This is a genomic window from Gracilibacillus kekensis, assembly GCF_900143085.1.
In the GTDB taxonomy this organism is placed as follows: Bacteria; Bacillota; Bacilli; order Bacillales; family Amphibacillaceae; genus Gracilibacillus; species Gracilibacillus kekensis.
The window spans coordinates 343,367-369,510 of the sequence record NZ_FRCZ01000001.1; the positions used below are offsets into that span (position 1 = coordinate 343,367).

Sequence of the window (26,144 nt, forward strand, 5' to 3'; positions counted from 1 at the left end):
AAAATGTAGATGAAATACTATAGAAAGGTCAAAATGATATCTGTGACAACAGTTGTAGTATCCATTTAGAGCGAAGGCGTCCGTTTTCACTCCTGCGGGATGTTTTTACCCTAAGATCCACTTTTTAAGTGAACTTTGCTTAAAAAGTTAGCTTAGGGTAAAAACCCGCGGAAAGGAAAACGGGCAAGCCGAAGCGGTTGCTAAGCAGATATAAAATCTCATAATTACCACTTCTGCTATGTCGCAGTATATTCCTAATATGTAGTATGCTATGTAGATTTGTTTAAGTTCCAAAAAAAGAAGTATTCCTGACTATTTGGAATACTTCTTTTTTTGCTATTAATCTAGTTCTATCCAGCGTTTTTCTTCGGCTGATTTTTCTACTGCTTCAAGGACTTTTTGATTACGAACACCATCAACGAAATTTGGGCTTGGTTGATAGTTACCGTGAATGCCACGAAGAAATTCATCTATTAAATGAATAAACGTATGTTCATATCCGATAATATGACCTGGTGGCCAATATGCACCAGCATATGGATGAACTTCTTCGGTACAATTGATTAAACGAAATCCTTGCAATCCTTCCTCATCGCCTGAAAAATAGACTTCTAGATTATTCATATTTTCCATATCCCAACGAATCGAACCTTTTTCACCATTAATCTCAAATTTATTTTTATTCCGATTTCCGCCTGCAAAACGTGTCGCTTCAAAGGTACCTAGTGCTCCATTCTTAAATCTTGCAATAAAGGTAACGGCATCATCTACCGTTACTTCTCCCATATTACTAGAATCACCCTTTGCACTTAATCCACCAGTCATTTCCCCTATTGGACGTTCTTTAATAAAGGTTTCCATTGTTGCTGTTAGTTCACTGAATTCCCCAACTAAAAAACGTGCCAAATCAAGACTATGTGCACCAATATCACCTAGCGCACCTGAGCCGGAAACTTCCTTTTTCAAGCGCCAAACAAGTGGGAAATTTGGATCCATGATAAAGTCTTGTAAATAGTTAGCTCTCCAATGATAGATTCGACCTATACGACCATCTTCAATTAATTTTTTGGCATATTGAACAGCTGGTGCAAATCGATAGTTATGACAAATCATATGTTTTACACCATTTTTTTCAACGGCTGCTAACATTCTTTCTGCTTCATCCACTGTAAGTGCCAACGGCTTTTCCGTAATAATGTGTTTACCAGCTTCTGCAGCTGCAATCGCTATTTCCGCATGTGTGTGATTTGGTGTTACAATATCGATTACGTCAATATCATCACGCTCAATCACTTTCCGCCAATCTGTTTCATAGCTTTGCCAGCCCATCGTTTCTTGTGCTTCTTTTACAGCTTCTTCATTCCGTCCTGAAATTACCACCATCTCAGCCTCTAGAGGATTATCAAAGTAGAAGTTTAAATCGCGATAAGCATGACTATGCGCTTTTCCCATAAACTGATACCCGATCATTCCAACTCTTACTTTTTGTTTTACGCCCACCAGATTTCACCCACTTTTTGTTTAATTAATACATTTTTAAGAAGGCCAACTGCTTTTTCTAGTCCTTCCTCAACAGACATTAAACTATCCTCGTGTTCAATACTGACTGTTCCTTGATATCCAATTAGTTGCAATGCACTGATGATCCGTCGCCACTCTTCCTCGCCGTGACCATAGCCAATCGTACGGAAAATCCAGGAACGATGTAATTCATCTTGATATGGTTTAGTATCCAGCACACCATTAGCAGCTGTATTTTGTGGATCAATTGCAGTATCTTTGGCATGGAAGTGAAAGAGTGCATTATGCTCCCCTAACTCTTTGATGCTTACTACCGGGTCCATTTGTTGCCAATACAAATGGCTAGGATCAAAATTAACGCCAATCTGTTTCCCGCATGCTTCACGCAATTTTAATGCTGTTTCATTATTATAAACAACAAAACCCGGATGGGGTTCAATGGCAACACGAACACCATGTTGTTCTAAAAAAGCATTTTGTTGTTGCCAATAAGGAATAACTTTTTCCTTCCATTGCCATTCTAATACTTCTGGATGATCATCAGGCCATGCTGCTGTTACCCATACAGGGTTTCGAGAGTAATCGGATTCACCAGGACAGCCAGAAAAAGTAACAACTGTATCTACTCCTATTTTCTCCGCGAGTAAAACCGTCTGTTCAAATTGTTCGTGGTGTTCTTTTGCGATTTCCTGATTTGGATGCAACGGGTTACCATGGCAACTAAGCGCACTTATTTCAATGTTTCTTTTAGTAAACGCCTCTTGAAACTTTTGTAACTTTGAGTCATCTGCCAACAATTCTGCCGGGTTACAATGTGTATTTCCTGGATATCCTCCAGTTCCTATTTCAACTGCATCCAGTCCCGCTTCCTGTACATTATCCAACGCTTCCTCCAATGACTTATCACCAAACAACACAGCAAAAACACCTAATTTCATGACGAATCACCTCATCCTTTTATAATAATTTTATCAGGGCTTCATCAAAAATCGACGAACAGAAAAATCCTGATAAGCTATGCTAACAATCCGGTGAAGGAACAAACTCCTCCAGATTGAAGTCATAATCAGTTCTTAATAGATTCTATACGTAAAGTTTCTGGTTGGGTACAACTACTTGAAAGTACCTGATGTTTCCCCTCATTCGATGCCTCATGAATACCATGCATAATATCTAATACATGATAACCTAGACTGCCATCTACTCGAGATCTGCTGTTGGATAGGATCGCTTTCACCATTTCAGCTACACCTAATCCTCTACTATTCGTAGCATATCCTTCGGCCAACTCTACCTCACGCCATTCCTTATCATCATGTCTTTTGACAAAGACCGGACCACCGAATGTATTGGGATCTGGTACAGACAAGGTTCCTTCCGTTCCATAGATTTCAATATTTGGCAGCTGATGATGCCATGTGTCAAAGCTCATGACCATTGAAGCGACTGCACCATTCTCGAAATCAAGTACACTATTAATCTGTGTTGGTACTTCCACTTTTATTTTCTCTCCATACTTCTCTTTGCTTGTAATCGTTCGTTCTTTGTATGTTAATTGAGCAGAGCCTGTTACCCGTGCTACAGGTCCTATCAATGCAATTAATGCTGTTATATAATAGGGCCCCATATCAAACATTGGGCCACCACCTGTTTGGTAATAAAATGCTGGATCTGGATGCCAACGCTCATGACCAGGAATCATCATGGCAGCAGTAGCTGATATCGGCTTACCAATTGTTCCATCATCAATCAACTTTTTACATGTTTGGATCCCTGCACCAAGGAAAGTATCTGGTGCATTACCAATGTACAGCCCTTTTTCCTTTGCAACATCGATCATTCTTTTGCCGTCTTCTTTTGTTACTGCTAACGGCTTTTCTCCATACACGTGCTTACCATTTTCCAGTGCTTTAATAGCAATTTGCGCATGAACCGCTGGTATAGTCAAATTTATTACTAAATCAATTTCAGGATCTTTTAATAATTCATCTGTTGTATAAGCTTTTTCAATATCAAATTCCTTCGCACGCTCAATTGCTCGATCTAAAACTAAATCGGCTACTGCATTAATTTCAAAATTTTCGAATTGTGGAGCATTCTCTAAATAAATTTTGCTAATATTCCCACAACCAATAATACCTACCTTTAAGACAGTCATCGAATTCCTCCTAGTTTCACGATACTACGTTTTCTTTAATTTTGATGTATTAATGTAAGCGTTATCTACTCGCCCAAACGAAACCATTTTTCATTAATTCCATGACTTGTGGCATTCTAACGATCTCAGCTACATGACCTAATCCGCAATAATAGACCTTTCCTTTTCCCCATTTTTTTGTCCAAACTACCGGCATGTCTACTTCGCCGTTTGTCTGGTATGGACCTTCTGCCACTGGAAATCTTGTCGTTGCATGTACATGTACTGCAGGATCGACATGCATGTAATACTGTTCAGAAACGACGGTGAATTCTTCTAAGTCTTTTGTTAATGGATGATCAGGATCTTTAATATGAACGTTGTAAGAAACACCATCATTACCCGGGTGTGCGACCCACTGACCGCCAACCATAAACTGATAATCTACTTCAAAGCGAAAAGAATCTCCCATTCCACCATGGAGACCAGCTAATCCGGTTCCTTGTTCTACTGCTTTTAATAACGGTTGCAATTGCTCTTGTTCGATCGTTCCTTGTGTCCAATTCGGAACAATAAGATCATACTGTGTTAAATCATCTTCCTGTAAAGTCGTTAATGTATCCGTAATCTTAACTTGAAACCCCTCTTTTTCTAAAATACCTCCTAAAATATCGGCTACTTCTTCTGGCTCATGTCCTTGCCATCCACCTTGAAAAATAAGTGCTTGTTTCATATTTGAAACCTCCTAGTTTTTATCTACACGATACTTGCTCATAAGTTTCGCTATCAATCAGTAGGAGTTAATAAACTCCCACAGATTGAAGTCTCACTTTATACTTTTATAGTTGAAATAATCAAAATCCGCGTATTTTTTCTGTCCGCTTAAGTCTTGAGCAGCCATTCCCACGAATGTACCCGTGAAACGAATGTAGTCCGCATCATCATCCGAAAGGTGCCCAATATCAATGGCATTACCGATTTCAATCCAATTATTTTCTTGTTTTGCATAATAAAATTGAAGTAAATGACGCTGGATCACTGCTTTTAAATAAATCGGTTGATCTGCTGGTAATGCAATATCTTTATCCAAAAGTTCATCATATTGGCCATATTTTGTCTCAATTATCCCGAGACATTTTCCTAATTCTTCATGCTCTGTCACTCTTAAGTAAACATGGTCATTTGTATCATAATAAATCATTAACCCTGCCATCTGTTGAAAATTTTCAGGTTGATATTCCATTTTTGTTTCCACTTCCGCTTGGAAATGCTCTAACCTTCGCATCATCATACTTTGTCGGTGGAATGAACTCATTGACTCTTCCCCATACAAACGTAGAAATCCTTGACGATCCGTTAACGAAAACCACTTTTCTTCAAAAGTTCTTCTTAAGGCGTTCCAGTATAATCGGAGATTTGGATCTTCGAAATTATCCTTGTTATCTTTTGCAATAATAGGCGATAATGGTAAATCAGGTGCCTCAACCTCGTTGCTCGGATTCGGTCCATTTACTACCCTTATCCACCCATCCTCCGTCCAGAAACATTTCTGAATAGCGGTTTCTCTTCCTAATATACATTTGTCATCGATCACTGGTCGTCCACATAGGTGTACCATATACCATTCACCTGTTTGAGTTTCGACCAAACAGCCATGTCCAGCTTTCTGAAGTTGATCTGTTTTCGACTTATTTGAAGTAAGAATAGGGTTTGTAGGATCTACTTCATATGGTCCAAAAATAGACGTGGACCTGGCCATGGAAGCGGCATGTGTATACCAAGTACCCCCTTCAGCTGTCAGTAAATAATAATATCCATTTCGTTTATAAAGATGAGGCGCTTCGGTTAAACCTAATTCTGTACCTTTAAAAATATTTTGAATCGGTCCTACTAATCGTTGTTCTTCCACTGAGTATTCTTGCAAAGCTATTCCAGCAAAAGAATTCGTTCCTTTGCGGTGATCCCATATCATGTTCACGAGCCATTTTTTGCCATCATGGTCATGAAATAAGGACGGATCAAAGCCGCTACTGTTTAAATAAACGGGGTCTGACCAAGGTCCCTCAATACTTGCTGCTGTCACTAAATAATTGTGTGTGTCCTTGAAAGCTCCTTGTCTGCTTTTCACATCAGTAAAAATCAAATAAAACAAACCATCTGAATAAGATAGACATGGGGCCCATACTCCTCCAGAATTCACATCCCCCAGCATATTTAACTGTGAAGAACGAGTTAAAGGGTATCCAATTAACTCCCAGTTGCTTAAGTCTCTAGAATGATAGATTTGTACACCTGGAAACCATTCAAAGGTGGATACTGCAATGTAAAAGTCATCCCCTACCCTTACAATGGATGGATCTGGGTGATAACCAGGTAAGATCGGGTTTGTTATCGTTTTCATTTTGTGTCAACTCCTCTTTTCAAACCTAACTTAGATATCATTATAACTAAGTTCAGTCGCGAAACAAAGTAATTTGGCATCAATTCTTTAAAAACTTTCATAATTATTTTATTGAGATGATTTTAGGCTTTTACGTCTAGTCTATTATAAACAAAAGGAGATAATTACTTTAATTTTTCGAAAGCGATCTGTGCTTACTACAGTTAGCTTAGGCGAAATTCCTCGGAAGTGGACAGCGGCAGTGGTTAAAAAAACGATGAGACTGAAGTATTCTTCACATTTCGATCACTTGCATTTCAACTTTAGAAGGAAGATAATATAGTATGAACAGTTAGTGTCGTGATAATTACAGTAATTGTTTAAGATTATTGGAAGGAACGTGTCAATATATGGGTTCAACGCATGAATTTTCTGTGAAAGAAGAAGTGGCCAATTCTATCACACATGGTATCGGAATGGTCTTAAGCATAGCAGGATTAGTTATATTAATCGTCTATTCCTCTTTATATGGAACAGCATGGCATATCGTAAGTTTTACTATATTCGGAGTGACGATGGTTTTACTTTATACCTCTTCTACTTTGTTACATAGCCTCCCAAAAGGAAGAGCAAAAAATATTTTTGAAATATTGGATCATTCATCCATCTATTTTTTTATAGCAGGTACATACACCCCCTTCTTATTTGTGGTGATACAGGGTACATTAGGATGGACTCTTTTTGGAATCATTTGGGGACTAGCTATTGGAGGAACAATCTTTAAAGCATTCTTCGTTAAAAAGTTCTTGTTTTTCTCAACTATTCTTTATGTACTAATGGGATGGTTAATTGTATTAACATGGAATCCGCTAGTAGAAAATTTGCATCCTAATGGTGTAATGCTGCTTGTGATTGGTGGCGTACTTTATACGGTCGGAGCGGTATTCTATGTATGGCGTGGTTTCCAGTACCACCATGCATTATGGCACTTATTTGTATTAGCTGGAACGATCGCACATTTTTTCTGTGTTTTGATTTATGTATTGCCGATAAACTGAGATTTTAATTATGTTCAGCCAAATTTATCAATGAAGTAAAGACCGTTCACCCTCACTTGAGCTTCCATTTTTTCGGAGCTTGAAGTGGGGGTTTTTGGTATGCAGAAATAACGGTGCAATCACTCCAACATTAACCATCAATTTTTATTGAAAAAGGTCCGATGATTGTGCATTTAATCACACTATACGATGAAAATTTCCGATAAAATGTATAGTATCAGCCTGTCAGGAGGGTTCTATATGATCAGCAACGCACCATTTTTTCAACCGAGGGATTACCAAAAAGATCCTTTTATTGTTATCTGGGAAGTGACCCGTGCTTGTGCGCTAAAATGTCTTCATTGTCGTGCAGATGCACAATATAAGCGGGATCCAAGGGAATTAAATATAAATGAAGCTAAGACTCTTATTGATCAAATCCAATCAATGAATAATCCTCTCCTAGTTTTTACTGGAGGGGATCCATTAGAACGTGACGATCTATTGGAGATTGTTCAGTATGCAGTAAAAAAAGGAGTAAGAGTGTCAATGACACCATCAGCAACTCCAAATGTAACCAAAGATACAATGAAAAAGGCGAAGGACACAGGATTATCCAGGTGGGCTTTCAGTATTGATGGCCCCAATAAAGAAATACATGACTTTTTCAGAGGAACAAGAGGATCTTTTGATCGTACGATTGAAGCCATTCAATATTTACATGAACTAAAAATGCCGCTGCAAATTAATACGGTTATCTCCCAATATAACATCGAGTACTTAGAGGAAATGAGAGAACTAATGGAGAAATTAAATGTGGTACTGTGGAGTGTGTTTTTCTTAGTTCCAGTAGGACGGGGACAGGACAAGGATATGATTTCCCCTGCTGAACACGAGAAAGTTTTCCGTTGGTTGTATAAGACTTCTAAAACTGTAAATTTTGATATAAAAACGACAGCCGCACAACATTATCGAAGAGTCGTGTTACAACACAAGGCTCGCGAGCAAAAAATTGCTAAAGACGATATTGAATTTCAAAATGTGTTAATGGAAGGTGCTACAGGGACGGTGGATGGATTAGGCCGTGCACCAAAAGGAGTTAATGATGGTAATGGATTTATCTTTATTTCACATATTGGGGATGTTTACCCTAGTGGTTTATTACCGATAAAAGTAGGAAATGTCAAAGGACAAGCCTTACCTGAAATTTATCGCGAATCTCCTATACTAAAACAACTAAGGGACCCTGACCAGTATAAAGGTAAATGTGGTGTATGTGAATTCCGGCACGTCTGTGGTGGCTCACGTTCCAGAGCGTATGCCGCAACAGGAGACTACTTAGAAAGTGAACCTTATTGTGTGTATATACCAAAAGTGATGCGTAAAAAGAAAAATCAGATATAAGTATTAATTGTAAAAATAAGGTTTTAACGATAAAATGACCACAGTCATAAATTGACTATGGTCATTTTAGTGAAGGGAGAGTAATTCCATGTTAAAAGAAGAAAGAAAAAAAGAACTAAAAAACCAAATATTTCTTAAATCTATTGAATTATTTAAGGAGTACGGTTATGAAAATGTTACGGTTGAAAAAATCGCATCATCCTGTGGTATTGCTAAAGGAACCTTTTTTAATTATTTTCCAAAGAAAGAGCATGTATTGTTATATTTAGGAAATTCACAAGATGATTTACTTCAAGATATTGCACAAAAATATCAGCATCTCAAAATCAAACAACAGCTCCTAAACATCTTCAAAGAACTTATATCCGTTTATCTAAACAATTCAGACCTTTTCAAACTCACCATTTCCGAAACGATCCGTTCTGCCTTTAAAAATGAATCAACAAATATAAACATTTTTGAAGAGACATTAACTGACTTAATTGAAAATGCAAAGAAAAATAATACAATAAATACTCATTTTGCTTCAGGGACAATTTCATCCGTACTCGTAGGAATCTACTTTAATACTTTAGTTAATTGGTCTGTAAATAATGAGAAAAACGAAAGTATTATCACTATTTTTGAAAAGCAGTTTGAAGTAGTTTGGGAGGGCATTGAATAATGGAACTAATATTGATCTATTTTACAGTGCTTATCTTAGTTTTAATAAGCATCTTACATCTTTATTGGGTATTTGGCGGCAAATGGGGGGTCAAAGCTGTAATCCCTAAAAAAACGGCAGGTGGGTACACATTTACACCTAAATGGTTTGAAACGTTGATTGTTGCAATAGGCTTGATTAGTATGTCATTTATATTGTTAGCACAGAACAATTTAGTATCTTTTCTCCCTTCAAACTCCTTTACAAAATGGTCGAGCATCCTTATTGCTGTCATATTTTTTCTTAGAGCAATTGGCGATTTTAAGTATTTTGGCATTACAAAGAAGGTTAAACATACTCGCTTTTCTAACTACGATACTAAATTGTACACTCCCCTTTGCATTTACCTAGGACTAATATTTATGATTTCATGGGTGTATTAATAAAGGTAAAACGCTCAGAAAGAAGCCTCTCCTCTTGATTTGGTCGATATATTGCTTTATTGGACAAAAGGGGCCGACTTTCTCTCTTGTTTTGGGCGATATATCCGTTTATCGGACAGTTTCTGAGCGTTAACACTTTTTTTAAACGTTATTTAGATCTTTAATTACTTGCTCTAGCATTTCATTGGTAAAGGCACCCATGCTAAAGTTGACCATTGCTCTTAGTGGCATGTTTTGCATCATTGCTTCCATCATTTCAGGTGCATCATTTTCCCCTTCAGACTCGTCCATCCCACCAAATGGATTATTTTTCAACAAAAGCTCTTTAGCCACTGGAGCTAATTTAGGATGATTTAGTAAGTCACCAACTAAAGTGTTGCGATGAATAGTAAAAGGTAATTCGACCGTGCTTGCTACTTTAATTGTTTCTTCTAATAAAATTTCTTGTGAAGACGTTCCGACCATAATGTTGAAATCGCCTGTTTCCACATGCCAATCTGAAATTTCTACATTATAGTAGGCAAATGCCCGTTTATCTAATAGAAAGGTAACTGTTTTTTCTTCACCTGGTTCTAAATATATCTTTTCAAAACCTTTTAATTCTTTTAAAGGGCGATTAACTGTGCTTTCAACATCATTTACATATAACTGCACAACTTCCTTACCTGCAATAGTTCCTGTATTTTTTACTTTCACAGATACTTCTACATTATCGTTATCAGCAATTTCCTTCTTATTCACTTTAAGTTCGCTATAGTCGAACGTCGTATAACTTAAACCATATCCAAATGGAAATAAAGGTTTAAGTTCTTTTGTGTCATAATAGCGATAACCAACAAAAATACCTTCTTTATATTCTACTTTGTCACCTTCACCAGGAAAATTTAAAAAAGAAGGATTATCACTTAATTTCTCAGGGAAAGTTTCTGCTAATCTACCACTAGGATTTACTTTTCCAAATAATACATCTGCTACCGCTCCACCAAATGCTTGTCCACCTAGGTAGCTTTCAACAACCCCTTTTACATTTTCCAACCACGGCATTTCAATTGGTGCCCCATTACTTAAAACAACTACTGTATTTGGTTGTACTTCAGCGACAGCTTCAATCAGTAACCGCTGATTTTCAGGAATCTGTAAGTGATCTCGATCATATCCCTCTGACTCATAGCGATCAGGTAAACCTGCAAATACAACGGCAAATTCTGCATTCTTGGCAGCTTTTTGAGCTTTAATTACTTTGTAGTCATCGACTTTGTCGGTTTCTACATCATAACCTTCTTCAAATGTTGTGGCAGAGCTATACATGTTAACCTCATCAATGACACGATCGACTTTAGTTGGATTTATGTGTGAGCTACCGCCACCTTGAATACGTGGTTTATCCGCAAAAGATCCGATAACTGCAATATTAGCATCCTTAGTCAATGGTAATACATTCTGTTCATTTTTCAATAAAACGATACCCTCTGCTGCTACTTTTCTAGCAAACAGGTGATGGGCCTCTTTATCATAATGTGCATTCTCTTTTTTATTAGAAATCGCTTTATCTACTATATTAAGAATTCGCTCAACTGCTATATCAACAGTTTCTTCTTTCAATTCACCATTCTGTACAGCTTCAATTATTTTCTTGTCATTGACACCATTACTTGAAGGCATCTCTAACTCAAGTCCAGACTCTAAACCATCTACACGCTCGTTAACAGCTCCCCAATCTGACACGACAAAGCCTTCAAATCCCCATTCATCTCTGAGAACTTCGGTTAAAAGTTTATGATTTTCAGCCGCATATTCACCATTCACCTTATTGTAAGCACACATGACAGTCCAAGGCTGGCCTTTTTTGACAGCTTGTTCAAAACTTGCTAAATATATTTCTCGTAACGTACGCTCGTCGATAATAGCATCTGTTGACATACGTCGATGCTCCTGATTATTTGCAGCAAAGTGTTTAAGTGATGTTCCTACACCTTGACTTTGCACCCCATTAATATGGTTGGCAGCCATTTCGGAAGATAAGTAAGGGTCTTCTGAAAAATATTCAAAGTTTCTCCCACAAAGTGGTGACCGTTTAATATTTGCTCCAGGTCCTAACAGCACTGCAACCTCTTCTGCCTGTGCTTCTTCGCCCAGTGCTGCACCTACTTGATAGATTAGTTCTTTGTCCCATGTACTAGCAAGTCCGACCGCAGATGGAAAGCAAGTAGCTGGGACACTATCATAAATCCCCAAGTGATCCGCACCCTCTGCTTGTTTTCGCAAGCCATGTGGCCCATCTGTAACCATTATTGATGGAATATCCAACCTTTCGATTCCTTTCAAATGCCAAAAATCCAGTCCAGAACATAAGCCTGCCTTCTCTTCTAATTTCATATCTTTTATTTTATCTACATACTCTTGCATAATATACCTCCTTTATTTGATACCGCTTACTTTATTATAACGGAATCACACTACCTTTGCTTTCTTCACGCATAAAAAAACTGAACAGCTATTTGTTCAGTTTTTACGCTTCTTTTTTCAATACACCCATTCCAATTAATATTACTTTTGAGTCGTTACTTAAATAACCGATCGCTTCTTTCTCCATCAAAAGATTTGGTTTCTCTTTAATAATCATCTTTATCCCTCTAACGTCGAACTTTTCTGCATACATATTAATCGCTCGAAGTGTCGCCAGTTCTCTCTTATCTAATGTTCTATAACCAGCATCCTGACGTTTGATCATAAATTCCAAAATCTCTCTGGCATTATGATTTAAGAGATGTTTTTTATTTTTTAAAAGCTCTATATTTTCTTCTATATACTTTCTCGCTGTGACAAGATCTAAATTTTCAGTAGAATGATTAATACTTTTTACAAGTTCACTGAAGCGCACAGGAAACTCCTCCTTACAAGCCTTTTTAAAGGACTAGGTATTTATTCTCAACTAACTATAACACATTTAGTTCAATATCACCATTTTAATTTGTCTTTTTATGTCGTTTTTTATCATAATATTTTAAGACCTATTACTGATACGATGATCAAAGCCAAGAAGAACAATCTTTTCGGATTTTTAGATTCATTATAAATGAGTATTCCAATTAAAGCGCCCCCAGCAGCACCAATCCCTGTCCAGATCGCATATGCCAAGCTCATAGGCAATGACTTCATAGCAAGAGATAAAAAGAAAAAACTTGCAGCAAAGCTAGCGATCATCAGAATTAAGGAAACTTTTGCTTTATCGTGATGCCATTGATTCATCATCATCACAGCAAACATTTCAAATAACCCGGCCAAAATTAATACAAACCAATCCATTTATACGGAATCCTCCTCTGAATCTGATAACTTTAAACCAATCACACCTACCAACAGAAGTGAAATAAGTCCTAGTTTAGCCATACTTATGTCTTCTTGAAAAAATAATAGACCAGAAATAACGGTCCCAGCAGTCCCAAGTCCAACAAATACAGCATAAACCGTACTAACTGAGAGATTTTCACCAGCCATTATAAGAAAATAAAAACTAATAAATATAGCTATTACCGTCCCAATCCACTCTAGTGGTTGGTCTGCATGTTTTAAGCCAATGACCCATAAAACCTCAAAAAATGCCGCTACTATAATTTTGATCCATTCTTTTAACATGAACATTCTCCTTTCTTACAAATAAAAAAGCCTAAGAGAAAATTAGATTCTCCCAGGCTTTTGTCCCTCCGTGTCACAGCAATACTGTGAGTTTTCTCTCGGACCAGACCAACTTGCTGTTGCGGAACCCTAGAAAACTTTTTTATTTCGTCTATTAACAGTATACCAAATTAAACTTCCAAGTAAAATCAATATTACACTCGATAACAACCAGTTGAATATATTTGTTGACGTATCAGGTAACTTCGTATTATCTTCATTTAGTTGTTGTTGCTCTGTACCTTCTTCCATCTGCTTTTCTGCTAAGACTCCATAAGTGGAAAAGTGATTTACAGTAGTAGTAATAACACCATCCTTCACTTCTCCATCCATCCGCTCCCAACTGTTTGTTGCTTCATTATAATAGTAAATGGCAACATCTTCTGGATTAAAATCAGCTTGATTATATGACAATATTAATTGATATTCACCTGTATAATCTTCGTAGCCTTGAGGAAATGTGAAGTCAAAAGTGTATACATCCCCAGCTACGATTAAACCATCTAAGTTTACTGGATTTGCCTTTTTTATTATTAAAGTCGTTCCTTCGGGAAGGTCTTCAGGTAATATCACTTTTGAATTTGAATTTTTGATATTAATCTCCATGTTCGCGGATACTTTTACTTTTTTATCTATAGATACTTCTTGTTTATCACCATTTGGTGTTGGCTTTTCAGTGTCCTTGTCCTCTTCATCTTGTTCTTCTTCCTTATCCTGATCTGGAGTTTCTTCACCAGGTTCTTCTGGCTCCTCTTCAGGATTCTCTCCTGGATTTTCATCCTCTGACTCTTCACCCTCATCTGGTTCCTCTTCATCTGGATCAATTGTATAAGGATCCCAACCTTTTAATACATTTTGAACCGTCCAATCCGCAGCTTCTTCATCTGACAACTGGAGACGGGACGCATTAATGACGGCACCAGGTCCTTCGTTCTCATACTCATATAACCTTGCTTCTTCAGGTTGTAATCCGCTCATAGAAGTCCAGCCTTCTTCTTTAATATGCGCTCCTAGTTCACTTTCCATAATTACGACACTGCCTCTGGCATTTGGATTACCTCCAGCAGGCCATGGCCTCCCCAAATAAACCGTTCCATCAGACGCATCACTAGTAAATGTACTATCTTTGATTAACATACCGTATTGCTCTGACAATAAGGTACTAGCCGCTGTGATGTATCCATTATTTGAATCTGATCCTCGATCCAATGAGTGAATAATCGAATCTTCAACGACGATACTTGCACCACCAAAAATAAAATCAACGTCCCCTTCAATATAAACATCACGATAATATTGAGTACCAGAATGGGTATACAAAGTATCCTGATTCCCAATAAAACGAATATTTTTGAAGTATTGCCTATCTCCACTCGCATAGACTGCCACTGCTTGCTTACCTTCCACATCCATCGACTCATCGAAAGAATTCTCCAGTGTGAGATTTTCGATTTTTAGATCATCTGCCCGTAAATATACGCTTGCGCTTCCACTTGTACCTAAAGTTCCACCAACACCATTATCTCTTCCAGCATAATTATCGTACGTGATAACAGTTGTTGTCTCATCTTCACCAATTAGCGTAATAAATGGTTTATTCGCTGGTACAGTAACCACTTCTTTATAGGTACCTTCTTTTATTAAAATGGTGACAGGATGTTTGTTGTTGTCTGGAACCGCATTTATTGCTGCTTGAACAGTTTCATAATCACCTGAACCATCTTTCGCTACAATTATATTGCTTTCAATTTGTTCCATTTGCTTCGTCTGTCCTTCTAACACTTTCACTTGATCTTCGGTTAATGTTTTGCCGTTTACGTCTACAGATTCGTTACCAATTACACGAACAAATACTTTATCTTCATAGTTACCTGTTGTCTGTGCAATTTCTAGTAACTGTGTTGCCCAATGCCCACCCCACGAATAACCATTTCGTCTTTCTTCTTCAATTTCCATGATGTCGTGTTTAATCACACCATCTCGACCAGAAAAAATCGGTTTGTTCGTGCCAATTTCATAGAAACGATACCAGGCAGTAGAATTCTCATCCTCTACAAAGTATTCATTATTAGGATCACCACTCACATATCTGATTCCTTCCAGTTTCACTTCATCCAACCATTCCAGTCCTGCCAAAACTGCTTGTTCAATTTCTTCTGTTTGTGGTTGGGTCATCAAATATCGTATAATCCCAACTGACTCCTGTCCTGAGATAGAAGGATGTTCATAACTTCGTGCTCCTCTTGGTTCATACGTATATGGATCATGCTGAGCACACCAAGCAGTTAGCTCACCATCGACTTCAATTTGTGCCTCTAGAATATAATCTACGGCATGATCTATAGAAGCTTTTGTTTTTATAACATCCGCTTCACTTATTAAGTCATCATTGAATGGATATCGTTGCTCTGCTACAAGTTCCATTAGTTCTAACACATTAATCATTGCTTCATCATTAAAAGTGACGTAATCAGAGTAATTTCCTCTTCTAGGATATACTTGTGCAAACCCGCCTGTATCATATTGAAGGTCAAACAAAAATTCTAAACCTTTCTCCACACTATCTTTGTACTTAGGTTCCTTTGTTTCCTGGTACACTTGCGCAATATATAACAATTCAGAAATAGTCGCATCATTATCAATCGTACCTAATTCTTCACCATCTTCTACCCATTCAGAACGCGATTCTTCGCCATCCCATGGACGTGTATAGATATGGGACCAATTTTTTGTCCACCCGCCATGCTCCATTTGCCAAGTCAACAAGTTATCCGCTTCTTCGATCGCTGTATCTAGATCTCCTGAAAACCTTGTTTCCTCAGTTTCTAACGGATATTCCGCATACTCATTCCATTGATCCTGACTATGCATGACAATTACCGTCTGTCCAAAACGGTTCGTTGCTTTAGCTGCTTTGTCTATTCTTAAATTTTGAAAGCCTGGTGACAATAATTCCAATTTTCGAGTAGGTACTACTACATCCAAGTCCGAATAGGAAAATTCATTGAAAGTACCGTTAAGTGTAACTACTAACACATTATTGGATATCGCATGTGCGCCTGCTATATCTACAGAATCTTGTTCACTATCTACAGTAGTTATTAGTTCTTTTGCTTCTCCCCATGTCAAGGCTAGTTCAGAAGATCTTTCATACTGTTCTCCTGTCACTTCTTTCATAACCTGAATGGCTTCGTTCCATGTAATTGATTCTTCAGGATAAATATTGCCATTTTCCACAAGATCATCTGCATAACCTAGTTCTTTAGTTGTTTCTAAAACATAGGTATACCATTCTGCACTAGAGGTCTCCCAAATATCTTCGCTGTTACTGGATACTTTAAATTCTTCTTCATGCACTATCCCTAAGGCTTGATTGACCAAGGCGAAAAATGCAAGTCGCGAAATCGATTCTTCTTCATCTGGCAGAGTATCGACAACAATACCAAGCTCTTTCATTTTTTTCAGTAAGACACCACCTGCTACCTCTTCTACTTCTGTCTCCTCAACGTCAATCGGTCCTTGATCATCGGAAGAAGAGGTGTTATGGACACGTAAATGATCAATATTAGCACCACCACTTGGTCCTACTCCGGTCGCACGAATTTTATTCTCTCCTGTTTGAAGTTCCGCCGTCATGGTTGTATATTGCCATCCTGCCCAATCACCAGTTGGATTAAATTCCAATTCCGCTTCCACCACATCGTCATTTACTTTAATTTCTGCAGGACGCTCGTCTGTTCCACCGTGTCCATATCTAAAATCTAATGTATACGTTCCTTCAACCGGAACATCAACTGTCCATTCTACCCAACTACCAGGTGCGTTTGGGGCATAATCAATAAATCCGGTTCCAGTAAAGCCGGCATGTTTATTATCGATAATGACCGTCTCTGGTTCCAGTTCTGCTTCTTCCGCTTCAAAAATTTGATCAAACTCGATATATACTTTTAAATGATCAATATTTGCGCCACCACTTGGTCCTACCCCGGTCGCACGAATTACATTTTCTCCTTTGGTTAAGGTTACTTTTGTCGAAGTATATTCCCAGGTTGCCCAACCTCCAGTAGGATCAAATGGTAATTCTTCTATTACTTCGTCATTCACAAGAATTTCAGCAGGTCGTAAATCGGTACCTCCATGCGCATAGCGAAAATCTAATGTATACTCTCCATCTACTGGCACATCTACAATCCACTCGACCCACCCACCAGGCGCATTTGGTTTATAATCAACAAAACCATTACCTGTAAATCCAGCATGCTGATTATCAATAATAGCATCACTTATCTCCGCATTTTCTGCCTCATAAATTACTCCTGTTCCATCCTCGACAGGTTCTGTTGGCGGTTCCACCGGGTCTGTAGGTTCGTCTTCAGGTAATTGACCGGTTATTTTTATATCATCCAAATAATGACCTTTCATTCCACTATTTGGAGTAAAAGATTCGATGAAATTCACTTTTGTTCCTGATTGAATTAATGCTGCTTCTTCTAACTTTAACTCATCGTCAATATACACATTAGCAGATTGCTGATCTAAATCTATTTCTACTTTTATTTGATACCATCTTTCTTCCTCTAATTCTATTAAAGGTTCATAATGATCACCTGTTCGATAGGTGATATGATTATCTTTTGTTTCGATAATTACGGGTGTCGCATCACCTTTTACTCTCATTACTTTTGTAGAGCTCGTATAGCTTGGTTGCATAAACTTCATCTCTGCAGTAACAACACCTTCTACATCTTCAAAATTTTTACTTAAAATAACATTTGTATCATCACTTGTATCATTTAAGAAAACACTTTTATTTTCTGAAGATGGGACTTCTTTTACCCTTACAGTACCTCCTCCTTCTGAAACCGTAACACTTGAAGGTACTTCATCAACGACCTCTTCATTAAAATCTGTTTCGAATACAGTAGTTCCTACAGGAGGTGTTTCTACTTCCACTTCCTCCATATGTGAAATGCGAATGTCATCCAAATAATGTCCTAACGCTTTACTACCGGGGGTAAATGATTCAAAAAAGTTGATTTGAGAAGCATCTTCGTAAAGGTTAGCACCTTCAATTTTTAGTTCTCCATCAATATAAATATTTACCGTTTTTTCTTCTAAATTAACTTCCGCTTTAATGTTATACCATTGTCCTTCTTCTACCTCTACTAGGTTTTCATACGAATCATCACTGTTTCTGTAAGCTATGAACCCATCTTTTGTTTCAAGAATAACAGAAGTACCATCACCTTTGAGGCGCATTATTTTGGTAGAGCTTGTATAGCTTGGTTGCATAAACTTCATTTCAATAGTGACCTGGTTCGTTAATTCTTCAAAACTTCTAGATACTTGAACATCGTCAGTCTCACTTGTATCTTCTAAATAAACACTTTTATTTACTACATCTGGAGTTTCTGCAATTGTTACAGTTCCACCCTCTTCTGAAACATCTAAATTATTAGGTATTTGGTCTGTCGTATGATCATTAAAATTCTCTTCAAAAATAACAACGTTGTTAAAATTAGGATCAGCTTTAACTAATGTAAGTGGCATCGATGAAAATACAGTTGTCAATGTAAGCATAAAAATAATAAACAAATAACTGATTCGTTTTAACTTCATATATTCTCGTCCTCTCTGAATTTAATTAGGCTTCCTCCGACATAAAACTAACTTTTCATTTTTTTATAAAAACCACTCCCTACGTTTTTCTTCACGGTATTGCTTTGGGGTTATTTGAAGATATTGCTTAAAACACCTAATAAAATTGGATGAGGTTGAAAAACCGATTTTAGCCGCAATGTCAGTGACTGGCATATTCGTTTCAACCAGTAGTTTCTTTGCCTCGTACATTCTTCTTTCTAAAATGTATTGATGTATCGTTAGACCAAATTCCTTTTTGAAAAAATGACACAAATAGTATTTATTGAAATGTAATTTGTCAGCTAGTTCATTTAATTGCCAGGACGTGTCCCAAACTAAATTTATTTCTCTTAAAATCCTTTCTTGCAATCTTATTTCATTACATTTCGCGGTAATTTCTGATGAGTGATCATATGTAGTGTGTACTTCTCTTCCTAAGAAAAGCAACAATTCTGTTAGATAGAGGTTTAAGGCATTTTTTTGTTGCCATTTATGTTGATTCATGTCTTCTTTTAATAATTGATGAATAATATGATGAAATGTCTCATCATGCCATTGTCTTTTTAGATGTAATAAACGATGAGGGAAATTAGAATGATCTAACAGCTGTTTAAAGGCCGTAAAAATAGGTTGCTCCAAGGGATAAAAAGCATCGGTGAACATAATCATCACACGGTCATATGGAGTCTCCTCCAGCAAACGAACACGATGAAATGCAGAACTGCGAAAAAATAAAACATCGTCTTTCCTTAAATGATAAACCTTTTCTTCAAAAATGAATTTCGCCTCTCCATTCCTTACCCATACGATTTCATAACCAGGATGTGCATGAAAATCCCTTATTGTTTTGTTATCATTCTTGTGTTGGATGGTGAAGTCAGGAACATCTACTTGCTGTCTTTTTTTATTTATCTTCTGAACCAACATTGTACCACCTTCCTATCACACTTTAGTAAACGTTTTCATTTTTGATTATATCATAATATTTTCATAGACTAATATCTATTTATTGGCGAAATAATATTCCTGTATTGCTATTCCTCCAATAATTAGAAAAGTCCAAACGCCTAAAACGTTTGGACTTGAAAAAGCTTCTATGACCATCAATTCATTTCCTTATTTCGTTCTTGATACCATTGTTGATAAAAACGGGCCACAGTAACGGGGACGTCTACGATAGTTTCGATCTGAACAGGTGTTGAACGATTCATCATTTGCAGAGTAGTAGCACCAAATATCTTTTGTAACAGAGATTGAGAGGTTGAAATTTCTATTACTCTCTGTCTTTTAGTAACAAACATTTGAGTCGTCAAACCACCTTGCCACCATTGAACTTGATCCTCATCAATCCTGTATTTCGTATGCACGTAATCCAATGTACGCTGAAGGACAATGATCCCCAATAAAACGAGTGAATATATCCACCAAGTAATATCGAGATCAAAAGGCTTTGGTTTGAAATAGAAAAGAAGTCCCGTAGCTATCAACCATACATAGCTCGGACGTAATAACTTTACAAACAGAGCTTTTCTAGGTAACCTGCTCATCTTCGTTTTTAATTGATATTCAGGCAACAACTGCTCAATTAAGGCATATGCTTGGGAAATCGGTAAAAATGGGTAAAGCGAATTAACATTTACACTATCATCATTTGCACCTGGACTTGCCGAACTTATCAATGTTACTTCAGTCAATCCAAATAATCGTTTCATGAAAGTTTGTCTCATTTGTAGTCCTTGGACTTTTCGTTTTTCGATTGCAAAATTACTTTCACTTAGAATACCTCTATCAATATAAATATATCGTTCATTGGAAGAAATTTTATATTTCCCGAAACGTGTGAAAGTTCTGATTACACCAAATGATACCGCGATAATCACTGCGATTACACTTAATAAAAAGATTAACCATTTACTTTGAAAAAAACTCTCAGCAAAACCTTCCAGCTTTGGAAGAAAGGGTTCCACGTAATCATATAACCCTGCTGTTATAGGAATAATTGCCAAAAAACTTAGAGATGTAAAACTTGCTTTCCACAACTCACGCTTGGTTGGTTCAAAGTGAATGATTTTACCTTCATTTTTTGCCTTAACTGACTCCACTTTGTCTTCTAATTCAAATTTATTTTCTGTCTCTTCCAGATCGTCTGCCTCACCCTTCTGAACAAGATCTGTTAAGAAAGCCGCATGTTTCTTTGTCACTACATCAAATTTAATAGTATCATCAGCCCCATCCATTGCTGTTTCAAAAGAGACCGAAGTAAAGCGAAGTATTTTATGGAAGAGGGTTGTTTGCCTTGTCACATTTTGAATTTTATTGAAAGGAATCGTACTGAAATTTCTGACAAAGACCCCTTTTTTAAGATGAAAAGCCTGCTTATCCCATTGATAGGTTTCTTTCCACCAACTAACTGTTATGTAAAGAATTCGTAAAATAATGAAAACAATAAAAGCATATCGACCATATTCATAGAGCCAGAAATCTGATCGACCCTGAATTACATACAAAATAATGATAATAAAAAAACTATTTTTTATAAGTTGATATAATTTAAAAAATATCGTTAACGGATGGTACCTCATTATTCATCTACTTCCTTTAACTTTGCTGAAATTGCAATCTTTTCTCTTACTTCCAGAGCAACCGGCTCATCTAATGCAGGAATCTCATGAGAGGATCCCATCGTTTCTACTTTTATTGTTCGCAAATGGTATTTCCTCAAGATCGGACCTTGACTGGTGGATACGGATTGAATCTTGGTCATAGGAACCGTCACCCATTCCCTTTTGAGAACACCATATGTTAACTGCAGATAATCCTCATCTATTTGATAACTCCAGCTTCTATATAAATACTTCGGTTCTATGAAAGCCCATATTGTTCCTAATACAGTAAAAACGATTAAACCATATAGGATCCAGCCAATCCAAACCGGCCATTCAAAATATACATCAGCTCCTAATAAGATAGCTAACACAATAAAACCAATTATATTGCCAATCGTTTCTGAAATTATTCTCACTTTTGGCATATCAGCAGCTAATTTGTGCTCTAATTTTATATCATTCATGTACAACATCCTCTATTTTTCTTGATCTTTATTTTAATATACAAAACTTTCATATCTATTTCAATATATTTTTATTGTTTTTCGATAAAAATATATTGTATAATAAAGTGAACCTATAAAAAATGAAATATGAGGTGAATGAAATGAAGTTAACGAATGTTTTTAGGTTGGCATACATTCTGTGTAGAGTATTATTTATCGTTATTATTCCGCTTGCGATTTTTTCTGTACTATATCACGTTGCTTATCTTTTTTATCCAAATAGTACATTTGCTGCTTCTTTTGGAGAATTCGAGCCACTCTTTAGTTTTTTAACTATTGAATTTCAGAAGCAGCCAGCATTTTATTTAAATAATGATATCATTATTCTTTCTTTCATATCTACCATTGCAGTGCTTTTACTGGTATTATTTAGTTTAAGAATTTTAGATAAGTTGTTTCAAAACATTTATAACAGAAGTCTTTTTATCAATAAAAATGTCTCTCTTTTTTACCAACTTGGAAGCACTGTACTTGTACTAGGAAGTATTTTTAGTTATCTCGATGGATTACTTTTTGACAAAACGATAGAGGCCTTAAATATTACCAATGCTACTGTATCGTTTTCTAATGTCTCCTATGTCGATCCAATTATTACTGGGATCATTTGTTTGATGATTGGTGCAGCTTTAAGAGTTGCAGTACAGGCTGTGGAAGAAAATAAATACACCATATAAAAGTAGGCGATAAGATGATTAGAATAAGACTGGATGTTATGATGGCTGAACGTAAAATGTCTCTAAATGAATTATCGGAAAAAGTGGGAATTACACCTGCAAACCTTTCTATTTTAAAAAACGAAAAAGGAAAAGCAGTACGCTTTAGTACATTAGATGCCTTATGTAAGGCGTTAGATTGCCAGCCTGGAGATCTATTAGAGTACATAGAGGAATCCTGACAAACAAAACCGGGCAATCGCCCGGTTTTGTTTATTCATTAGTAAATTTTTTATTTTTTCTTAGCACTACTAGAACCATTCCTAGGATTAATAGCAGACCACCTATTAAAAGAATCGTATACATATTTGTAGCAGTATCTGGTAGAGTATTATTCTTTAAATCCGTTTTTGGCGTTTCACCTTTATCTTCATTTATGCGCTCTGAGCTGGGATCTTTCTCATTTTGGGAGGGTTCTGGATTATCTTCGCTGCTTACCTTATCCTTCTCTAACAAATCTTCCGGTTTAAATACGGCAAAAATACTAAAATGATCTGCTTCTGCTTCAATCCAGTCACCCGAGATCAAACCACCGACTTTTTCCCACTTTTCTGTACTACCTTTCCAGTTGTAAATTTTTAAAATATCATTGTGCTCTGCTAATTTAAAGGAGAGTGTAACTGGTGATTCAAAAGATGCAATAGACTGATTTGCTTGAACAAATTCAAAATCAAATAGATCTGAACGTGCAAATTCAGCGTTTTCTATACTCTTTTCATCTAGCTGTTTAATGGTTAATGTTAAAGCGTCCTCAGCTGAGAAGGATTCTAAATCGAATGCAAGACGGACAGTTTTTTCCTGAACTTTAACAGTAACATCTTTATCCTTTAATAGTTGTAATTGTTCCGCCGAGATAATAATATTCACGATTGATTCATTTTTATCGGGAACATTTAAAATTAATTCTCCCCTATTGTCTAAATAGCTTATATCAGTTTCAAATATCAGGTTGTTACCGTCTGCTTGTAAATCGTCTGTTATACTACTTGCTAATCGTTTTACTTGAACAACATAACTTGAACTTGATCCATCCTCTGCAACTGCTTCGATGACCACTTCATTATCACCTACATCAAGAGCAACACCTTTATCTGGATCATTCCCGTTTATGAGTACATTCGTATTAGCTGAGTTAGTGATAGCTGAAAAATGAATATGTTCTATATCATTGGCAACTTCCATTGAATAGTCGAAAGTATCAGAAGAAAAACCAGGACTTAGTTTTCCATGATCAACCGTTAATTCGGAAATCGTAGAATCGGATGACACACCTATTTCATAAGCAGCAATCGTTCCACTTACTTCATGTGCTGCTAATAGGATGGACTTCCCTGTCGGACTTTGATTTTCAGGAATAAACGTTAATCCTTCAGGGGCAACGTCACCACTAGCTGATGTAACCTCTTCATCTTGCCCATTAAAATGTCGTGAAGAAAAATAATTTTCAAATTGAGGAGAAGTAAGATTTGTTAAATCATAAACCATGATTCCCCCTTGCCGTTCTAACCCGATAAAAGCATAGTTGGTTCCGTTCACTTTTCCAGTTATAACACTTTCAGGCTCAACACCTTTATCATCACTTCTGGATTCAAAGGTATCTTCATCATTATTACTATGAAAATAATCTGGTTGAAATGTAGCTATTTTATTTTCAAAATCTGATCCACTGTCATATACTAATTCCATAGAGTTTGCGTCCCAAATAGAGAAGGAACGACCTCCATAACCATATATTGCTTCATATTTCCCTTCTTCATTGACGGGATGTGAAATAGAAGTCTTTAACCTACCTAATTGTTCATTATCAAATAGACCATTCTCCACTAATCGGTCTAATTCTTCTTGTGTATAACCATCATAGAGATCTGCATTAAGCTGATAATCACCCTTCAAATCATTTACTCTTTCTTCTTCAGAGAAGCCATCCCAATCTTGAGCATCTCCTTCATTTGCTGTTAAAATATAGCTCTTTCCATCAATATTAATAATATCCATACCATCAGGCTGATAGATTGATAGGACAGGCCAATTGCGAATATTAATCATATCATCTTTATCTGAAGCATCTAGCTTGTTTTGTTCTAACGAAAAATCTTTATAACCTAAACTTTTTACTGTAAGAAATTCACCGGTGGCTATGTCAAGTTTTGCTATAGCGTTTGATTCCTGTAAAACAACATACCCATACTGACTTGCTTGATCTACTACGATGTATTCTGGTTCTAAGTTTTCAGGATATGAACTGCCTGGATGTACTTTTCGCACATCATCTTCAACTATTTTTTCTGTGAATCTAGCTGTTTCAGTTGATAATTGCTGATTCTTTTCAATACCATTCGAGATATCAATAATGGATACAGTACCTTCTGGATTGATGGCATAATCTTCACTTGGTTCACCTTCATTTGCAACCAATACTTTATTACCATTTGGCGTAATCGACACCATATCCGGTAAGGCTCCGACTTCAACAGAGGTTAACACGTCACCCTCCGTAGAAAGAAAAACAATATGACCATTGTCAACTTTGTTTTCTGCTGGTACCGATACAGCAATAAATCTGCTCTCCGGGTCAATGGTAACACTCGTTAAATCTCCTGCATCAACACCAAAATCACTGAGCTTAATTTTTTTCACTAAAGGGATTTCGGTATCACCATTGGCTAATACAGATAAATCAATAATATCCAGTGTTTTTTCTGACCCATTCACAGAATAGCCATAATATGTATTAGGATCATAAGCAACGATTTCTGTTCCGCCATCATCGATTGGGGCTTTACTTGCATAACGTCCTAACCATTCGACAGCTAACGTCTGATCTTTTTCAGAATAATAATTTAAATCTTCAGCAGCAGCTTGTATGGTCGGTGATAGTGTAGACAACATAAGAAGAAAAGACAAAAATAGTACAGTAAGCACAGAATTCTTCATTTTTCCACTCCTTTTACAATTTCACCTACTATTTATAATTTCTTCATTAAGTTAACTTGTCCATAATGTTAATAATTTGTAAATCCTCGTCAGCCCTGACTAATTTTTTGTATTTATTACAGACGTGTAGCGCAGCGACAAACAAAAAGAGGGTACGTATTAACAGGATACTGCGCAACAAATGATGTAGTAATTGTGACAGTAAATTTGTAGGTAACATCCGCTACGGCTTGTTATAGTGCTACAATTGATGCATGAGTTTAAATAATGACACTATCGCATAATGTAGATAAAATACTATAGAAAGTTCAAATGATAGCTGTGACAACAGTTGTAGTATCCATTTAGAGCGAAGGCGTCCGTTTTTACTCCTGCGGGATGTTTTTTACCCTAAGATCCACTTTTTAAGTGAATTTTGATTAAAAAGTTAGCTTAGGGTAAAAACCCGCGGAAAGGAAAACGGGCAAGCCGAAGCGGTGGTAAAGCTAATATAAAATCTCATTAT

20 protein-coding genes and 1 riboswitch are annotated in these 26,144 nt (G+C 36.7%); of the genes, 6 read left to right on the forward strand and 14 right to left on the reverse strand.

Features of this window, described 5'->3' with window-relative positions; translation table 11 throughout:
• Window positions 1-339 precede the first annotated feature (339 nt).
• From BUC25_RS01735 to BUC25_RS01755, 5 genes are all read right to left on the reverse strand, one after another.
• Entirely contained in the window at window positions 340-1,470 is a 1,131-nt protein-coding gene (locus BUC25_RS01735; RefSeq protein ID WP_073200426.1) for a Gfo/Idh/MocA family protein, read from the reverse strand.
• Between the two features lie 20 nt (window positions 1,471-1,490).
• Entirely contained in the window at window positions 1,491-2,459 is a 969-nt protein-coding gene (locus tag BUC25_RS01740) for a sugar phosphate isomerase/epimerase family protein (RefSeq protein ID WP_073199081.1), read from the reverse strand.
• A gap of 128 nt (window positions 2,460-2,587) precedes the next feature.
• Window positions 2,588-3,679, reverse strand: a complete 1,092-nt coding sequence (locus tag BUC25_RS01745) for a Gfo/Idh/MocA family protein (protein ID WP_073199083.1) — start codon at window positions 3,677-3,679, stop codon at window positions 2,588-2,590.
• Between the two features lie 61 nt (window positions 3,680-3,740).
• On the reverse strand, window positions 3,741-4,391 hold the full coding sequence (locus BUC25_RS01750) for a ThuA domain-containing protein (RefSeq protein WP_073199085.1): 651 nt from the start codon (window positions 4,389-4,391) through the stop codon (window positions 3,741-3,743).
• A 93-nt stretch (window positions 4,392-4,484) separates the two neighbouring features.
• On the reverse strand, window positions 4,485-6,059 hold the full coding sequence (locus BUC25_RS01755) for a glycoside hydrolase family 43 protein (protein WP_073199087.1): 1,575 nt from the start codon (window positions 6,057-6,059) through the stop codon (window positions 4,485-4,487).
• Between the two features lie 389 nt (window positions 6,060-6,448).
• Here BUC25_RS01755 and trhA point away from each other — a divergent pair, with 389 nt between their 5' ends.
• The 4 genes from trhA to BUC25_RS01775 all read left to right on the forward strand — a co-directional run bounded on the left by trhA (window position 6,449) and on the right by BUC25_RS01775 (window position 9,565).
• Window positions 6,449-7,096: a PAQR family membrane homeostasis protein TrhA gene (gene trhA / locus BUC25_RS01760; RefSeq protein WP_073199089.1), complete on the forward strand. Its 648-nt coding sequence runs from the start codon at window positions 6,449-6,451 to the stop codon at window positions 7,094-7,096.
• A 240-nt stretch (window positions 7,097-7,336) separates the two neighbouring features.
• The gene (locus BUC25_RS01765) at window positions 7,337-8,479 is read left to right on the forward strand and encodes a TIGR04053 family radical SAM/SPASM domain-containing protein (protein WP_073199091.1); all 1,143 of its coding nucleotides are present in this window, start codon (window positions 7,337-7,339) and stop codon (window positions 8,477-8,479) included.
• A gap of 88 nt (window positions 8,480-8,567) precedes the next feature.
• The gene (locus BUC25_RS01770; RefSeq protein WP_073199093.1) at window positions 8,568-9,143 is read left to right on the forward strand and encodes a TetR/AcrR family transcriptional regulator; all 576 of its coding nucleotides are present in this window, start codon (window positions 8,568-8,570) and stop codon (window positions 9,141-9,143) included.
• Window positions 9,143-9,565, forward strand: a complete 423-nt coding sequence (locus BUC25_RS01775; RefSeq protein ID WP_073199095.1) for a DUF3995 domain-containing protein — start codon at window positions 9,143-9,145, stop codon at window positions 9,563-9,565. The genes BUC25_RS01770 and BUC25_RS01775 overlap by 1 nt, the downstream gene beginning before the upstream one ends.
• 141 nt (window positions 9,566-9,706) lie before the next feature.
• On the opposite strand, the gene BUC25_RS01780 is transcribed toward BUC25_RS01775, so the two are convergent.
• From BUC25_RS01780 to BUC25_RS01815, 8 genes are all read right to left on the reverse strand, one after another.
• Complete coding sequence (locus tag BUC25_RS01780) at window positions 9,707-11,971, reverse strand: glycoside hydrolase family 3 C-terminal domain-containing protein (protein WP_073199097.1); 2,265 nt, start codon at window positions 11,969-11,971, stop codon at window positions 9,707-9,709.
• Between the two features lie 103 nt (window positions 11,972-12,074).
• Window positions 12,075-12,446 (reverse strand): hypothetical protein, encoded by a 372-nt coding sequence (locus BUC25_RS01785; protein WP_073199098.1) that lies wholly within the window; start codon window positions 12,444-12,446, stop codon window positions 12,075-12,077.
• A 113-nt stretch (window positions 12,447-12,559) separates the two neighbouring features.
• A complete protein-coding gene (locus BUC25_RS01790; RefSeq protein ID WP_073199100.1) occupies window positions 12,560-12,871 on the reverse strand; it encodes a DMT family transporter in 312 nt (103 codons plus the stop codon).
• Window positions 12,872-13,201, reverse strand: coding sequence for a DMT family transporter (locus BUC25_RS01795; RefSeq protein WP_073199102.1), 330 nt, complete (start codon window positions 13,199-13,201; stop codon window positions 12,872-12,874). It lies immediately after the preceding gene.
• 47 nt (window positions 13,202-13,248) lie between these two features.
• A riboswitch (guanidine-I (ykkC/yxkD leader) is annotated at window positions 13,249-13,345 on the reverse strand.
• The gene (gene pelA, locus BUC25_RS19245) at window positions 13,331-18,859 is read right to left on the reverse strand and encodes a pectate lyase (protein WP_073199104.1); all 5,529 of its coding nucleotides are present in this window, start codon (window positions 18,857-18,859) and stop codon (window positions 13,331-13,333) included. Its footprint overlaps the riboswitch before it by 15 nt.
• A gap of 63 nt (window positions 18,860-18,922) precedes the next feature.
• Window positions 18,923-19,807: an AraC family transcriptional regulator gene (locus BUC25_RS01805; protein ID WP_073199105.1), complete on the reverse strand. Its 885-nt coding sequence runs from the start codon at window positions 19,805-19,807 to the stop codon at window positions 18,923-18,925.
• A 176-nt stretch (window positions 19,808-19,983) separates the two neighbouring features.
• Window positions 19,984-21,462 carry a PH domain-containing protein gene (locus tag BUC25_RS01810; protein ID WP_073199107.1) on the reverse strand — a complete coding sequence of 493 codons (1,479 nt, stop codon included), beginning with the start codon at window positions 21,460-21,462 and terminating at the stop codon, window positions 19,984-19,986.
• Window positions 21,462-21,950 carry a PH domain-containing protein gene (locus BUC25_RS01815; RefSeq protein ID WP_084543315.1) on the reverse strand — a complete coding sequence of 163 codons (489 nt, stop codon included), beginning with the start codon at window positions 21,948-21,950 and terminating at the stop codon, window positions 21,462-21,464. The genes BUC25_RS01810 and BUC25_RS01815 overlap by 1 nt, the downstream gene beginning before the upstream one ends.
• A gap of 143 nt (window positions 21,951-22,093) precedes the next feature.
• On the opposite strand from BUC25_RS01815, the gene BUC25_RS01820 reads away from it, so the two are divergent.
• A complete protein-coding gene (locus BUC25_RS01820) occupies window positions 22,094-22,666 on the forward strand; it encodes a hypothetical protein (RefSeq protein WP_073199111.1) in 573 nt (190 codons plus the stop codon).
• A gap of 14 nt (window positions 22,667-22,680) precedes the next feature.
• Window positions 22,681-22,887, forward strand: a complete 207-nt coding sequence (locus BUC25_RS01825; RefSeq protein WP_073199113.1) for a helix-turn-helix domain-containing protein — start codon at window positions 22,681-22,683, stop codon at window positions 22,885-22,887.
• A 31-nt stretch (window positions 22,888-22,918) separates the two neighbouring features.
• Here the strand turns inward: BUC25_RS01825 and BUC25_RS01830 are convergent, their stop codons facing one another.
• Window positions 22,919-25,639, reverse strand: a complete 2,721-nt coding sequence (locus BUC25_RS01830) for a choice-of-anchor I family protein (protein ID WP_073199115.1) — start codon at window positions 25,637-25,639, stop codon at window positions 22,919-22,921.
• Between the last annotated feature and the right edge of the window lie 505 nt (window positions 25,640-26,144).

Coding starts and splice junctions, on each gene's coding strand:
- BUC25_RS01735 (WP_073200426.1), bottom strand. CDS start 1,470: ATGATCGGGTATCAGTTTATGGGAAAAGCGCATAGTCATGCTTATCGC.
- BUC25_RS01740 (WP_073199081.1), bottom strand. CDS start 2,459: ATGAAATTAGGTGTTTTTGCTGTGTTGTTTGGTGATAAGTCATTGGAG.
- BUC25_RS01745 (WP_073199083.1), bottom strand. CDS start 3,679: ATGACTGTCTTAAAGGTAGGTATTATTGGTTGTGGGAATATTAGCAAA.
- BUC25_RS01750 (WP_073199085.1), bottom strand. CDS start 4,391: ATGAAACAAGCACTTATTTTTCAAGGTGGATGGCAAGGACATGAGCCA.
- BUC25_RS01755 (WP_073199087.1), bottom strand. CDS start 6,059: ATGAAAACGATAACAAACCCGATCTTACCTGGTTATCACCCAGATCCA.
- trhA (WP_073199089.1), top strand. CDS start 6,449: ATGGGTTCAACGCATGAATTTTCTGTGAAAGAAGAAGTGGCCAATTCT.
- BUC25_RS01765 (WP_073199091.1), top strand. CDS start 7,337: ATGATCAGCAACGCACCATTTTTTCAACCGAGGGATTACCAAAAAGAT.
- BUC25_RS01770 (WP_073199093.1), top strand. CDS start 8,568: ATGTTAAAAGAAGAAAGAAAAAAAGAACTAAAAAACCAAATATTTCTT.
- BUC25_RS01775 (WP_073199095.1), top strand. CDS start 9,143: ATGGAACTAATATTGATCTATTTTACAGTGCTTATCTTAGTTTTAATA.
- BUC25_RS01780 (WP_073199097.1), bottom strand. CDS start 11,971: ATGCAAGAGTATGTAGATAAAATAAAAGATATGAAATTAGAAGAGAAG.
- BUC25_RS01790 (WP_073199100.1), bottom strand. CDS start 12,871: ATGGATTGGTTTGTATTAATTTTGGCCGGGTTATTTGAAATGTTTGCT.
- BUC25_RS01795 (WP_073199102.1), bottom strand. CDS start 13,201: ATGTTAAAAGAATGGATCAAAATTATAGTAGCGGCATTTTTTGAGGTT.
- pelA (WP_073199104.1), bottom strand. CDS start 18,859: ATGAAGTTAAAACGAATCAGTTATTTGTTTATTATTTTTATGCTTACA.
- BUC25_RS01805 (WP_073199105.1), bottom strand. CDS start 19,807: ATGTTGGTTCAGAAGATAAATAAAAAAAGACAGCAAGTAGATGTTCCT.
- BUC25_RS01810 (WP_073199107.1), bottom strand. CDS start 21,462: ATGAGGTACCATCCGTTAACGATATTTTTTAAATTATATCAACTTATA.
- BUC25_RS01815 (WP_084543315.1), bottom strand. CDS start 21,950: ATGAATGATATAAAATTAGAGCACAAATTAGCTGCTGATATGCCAAAA.
- BUC25_RS01820 (WP_073199111.1), top strand. CDS start 22,094: ATGAAGTTAACGAATGTTTTTAGGTTGGCATACATTCTGTGTAGAGTA.
- BUC25_RS01825 (WP_073199113.1), top strand. CDS start 22,681: ATGATTAGAATAAGACTGGATGTTATGATGGCTGAACGTAAAATGTCT.
- BUC25_RS01830 (WP_073199115.1), bottom strand. CDS start 25,639: ATGAAGAATTCTGTGCTTACTGTACTATTTTTGTCTTTTCTTCTTATG.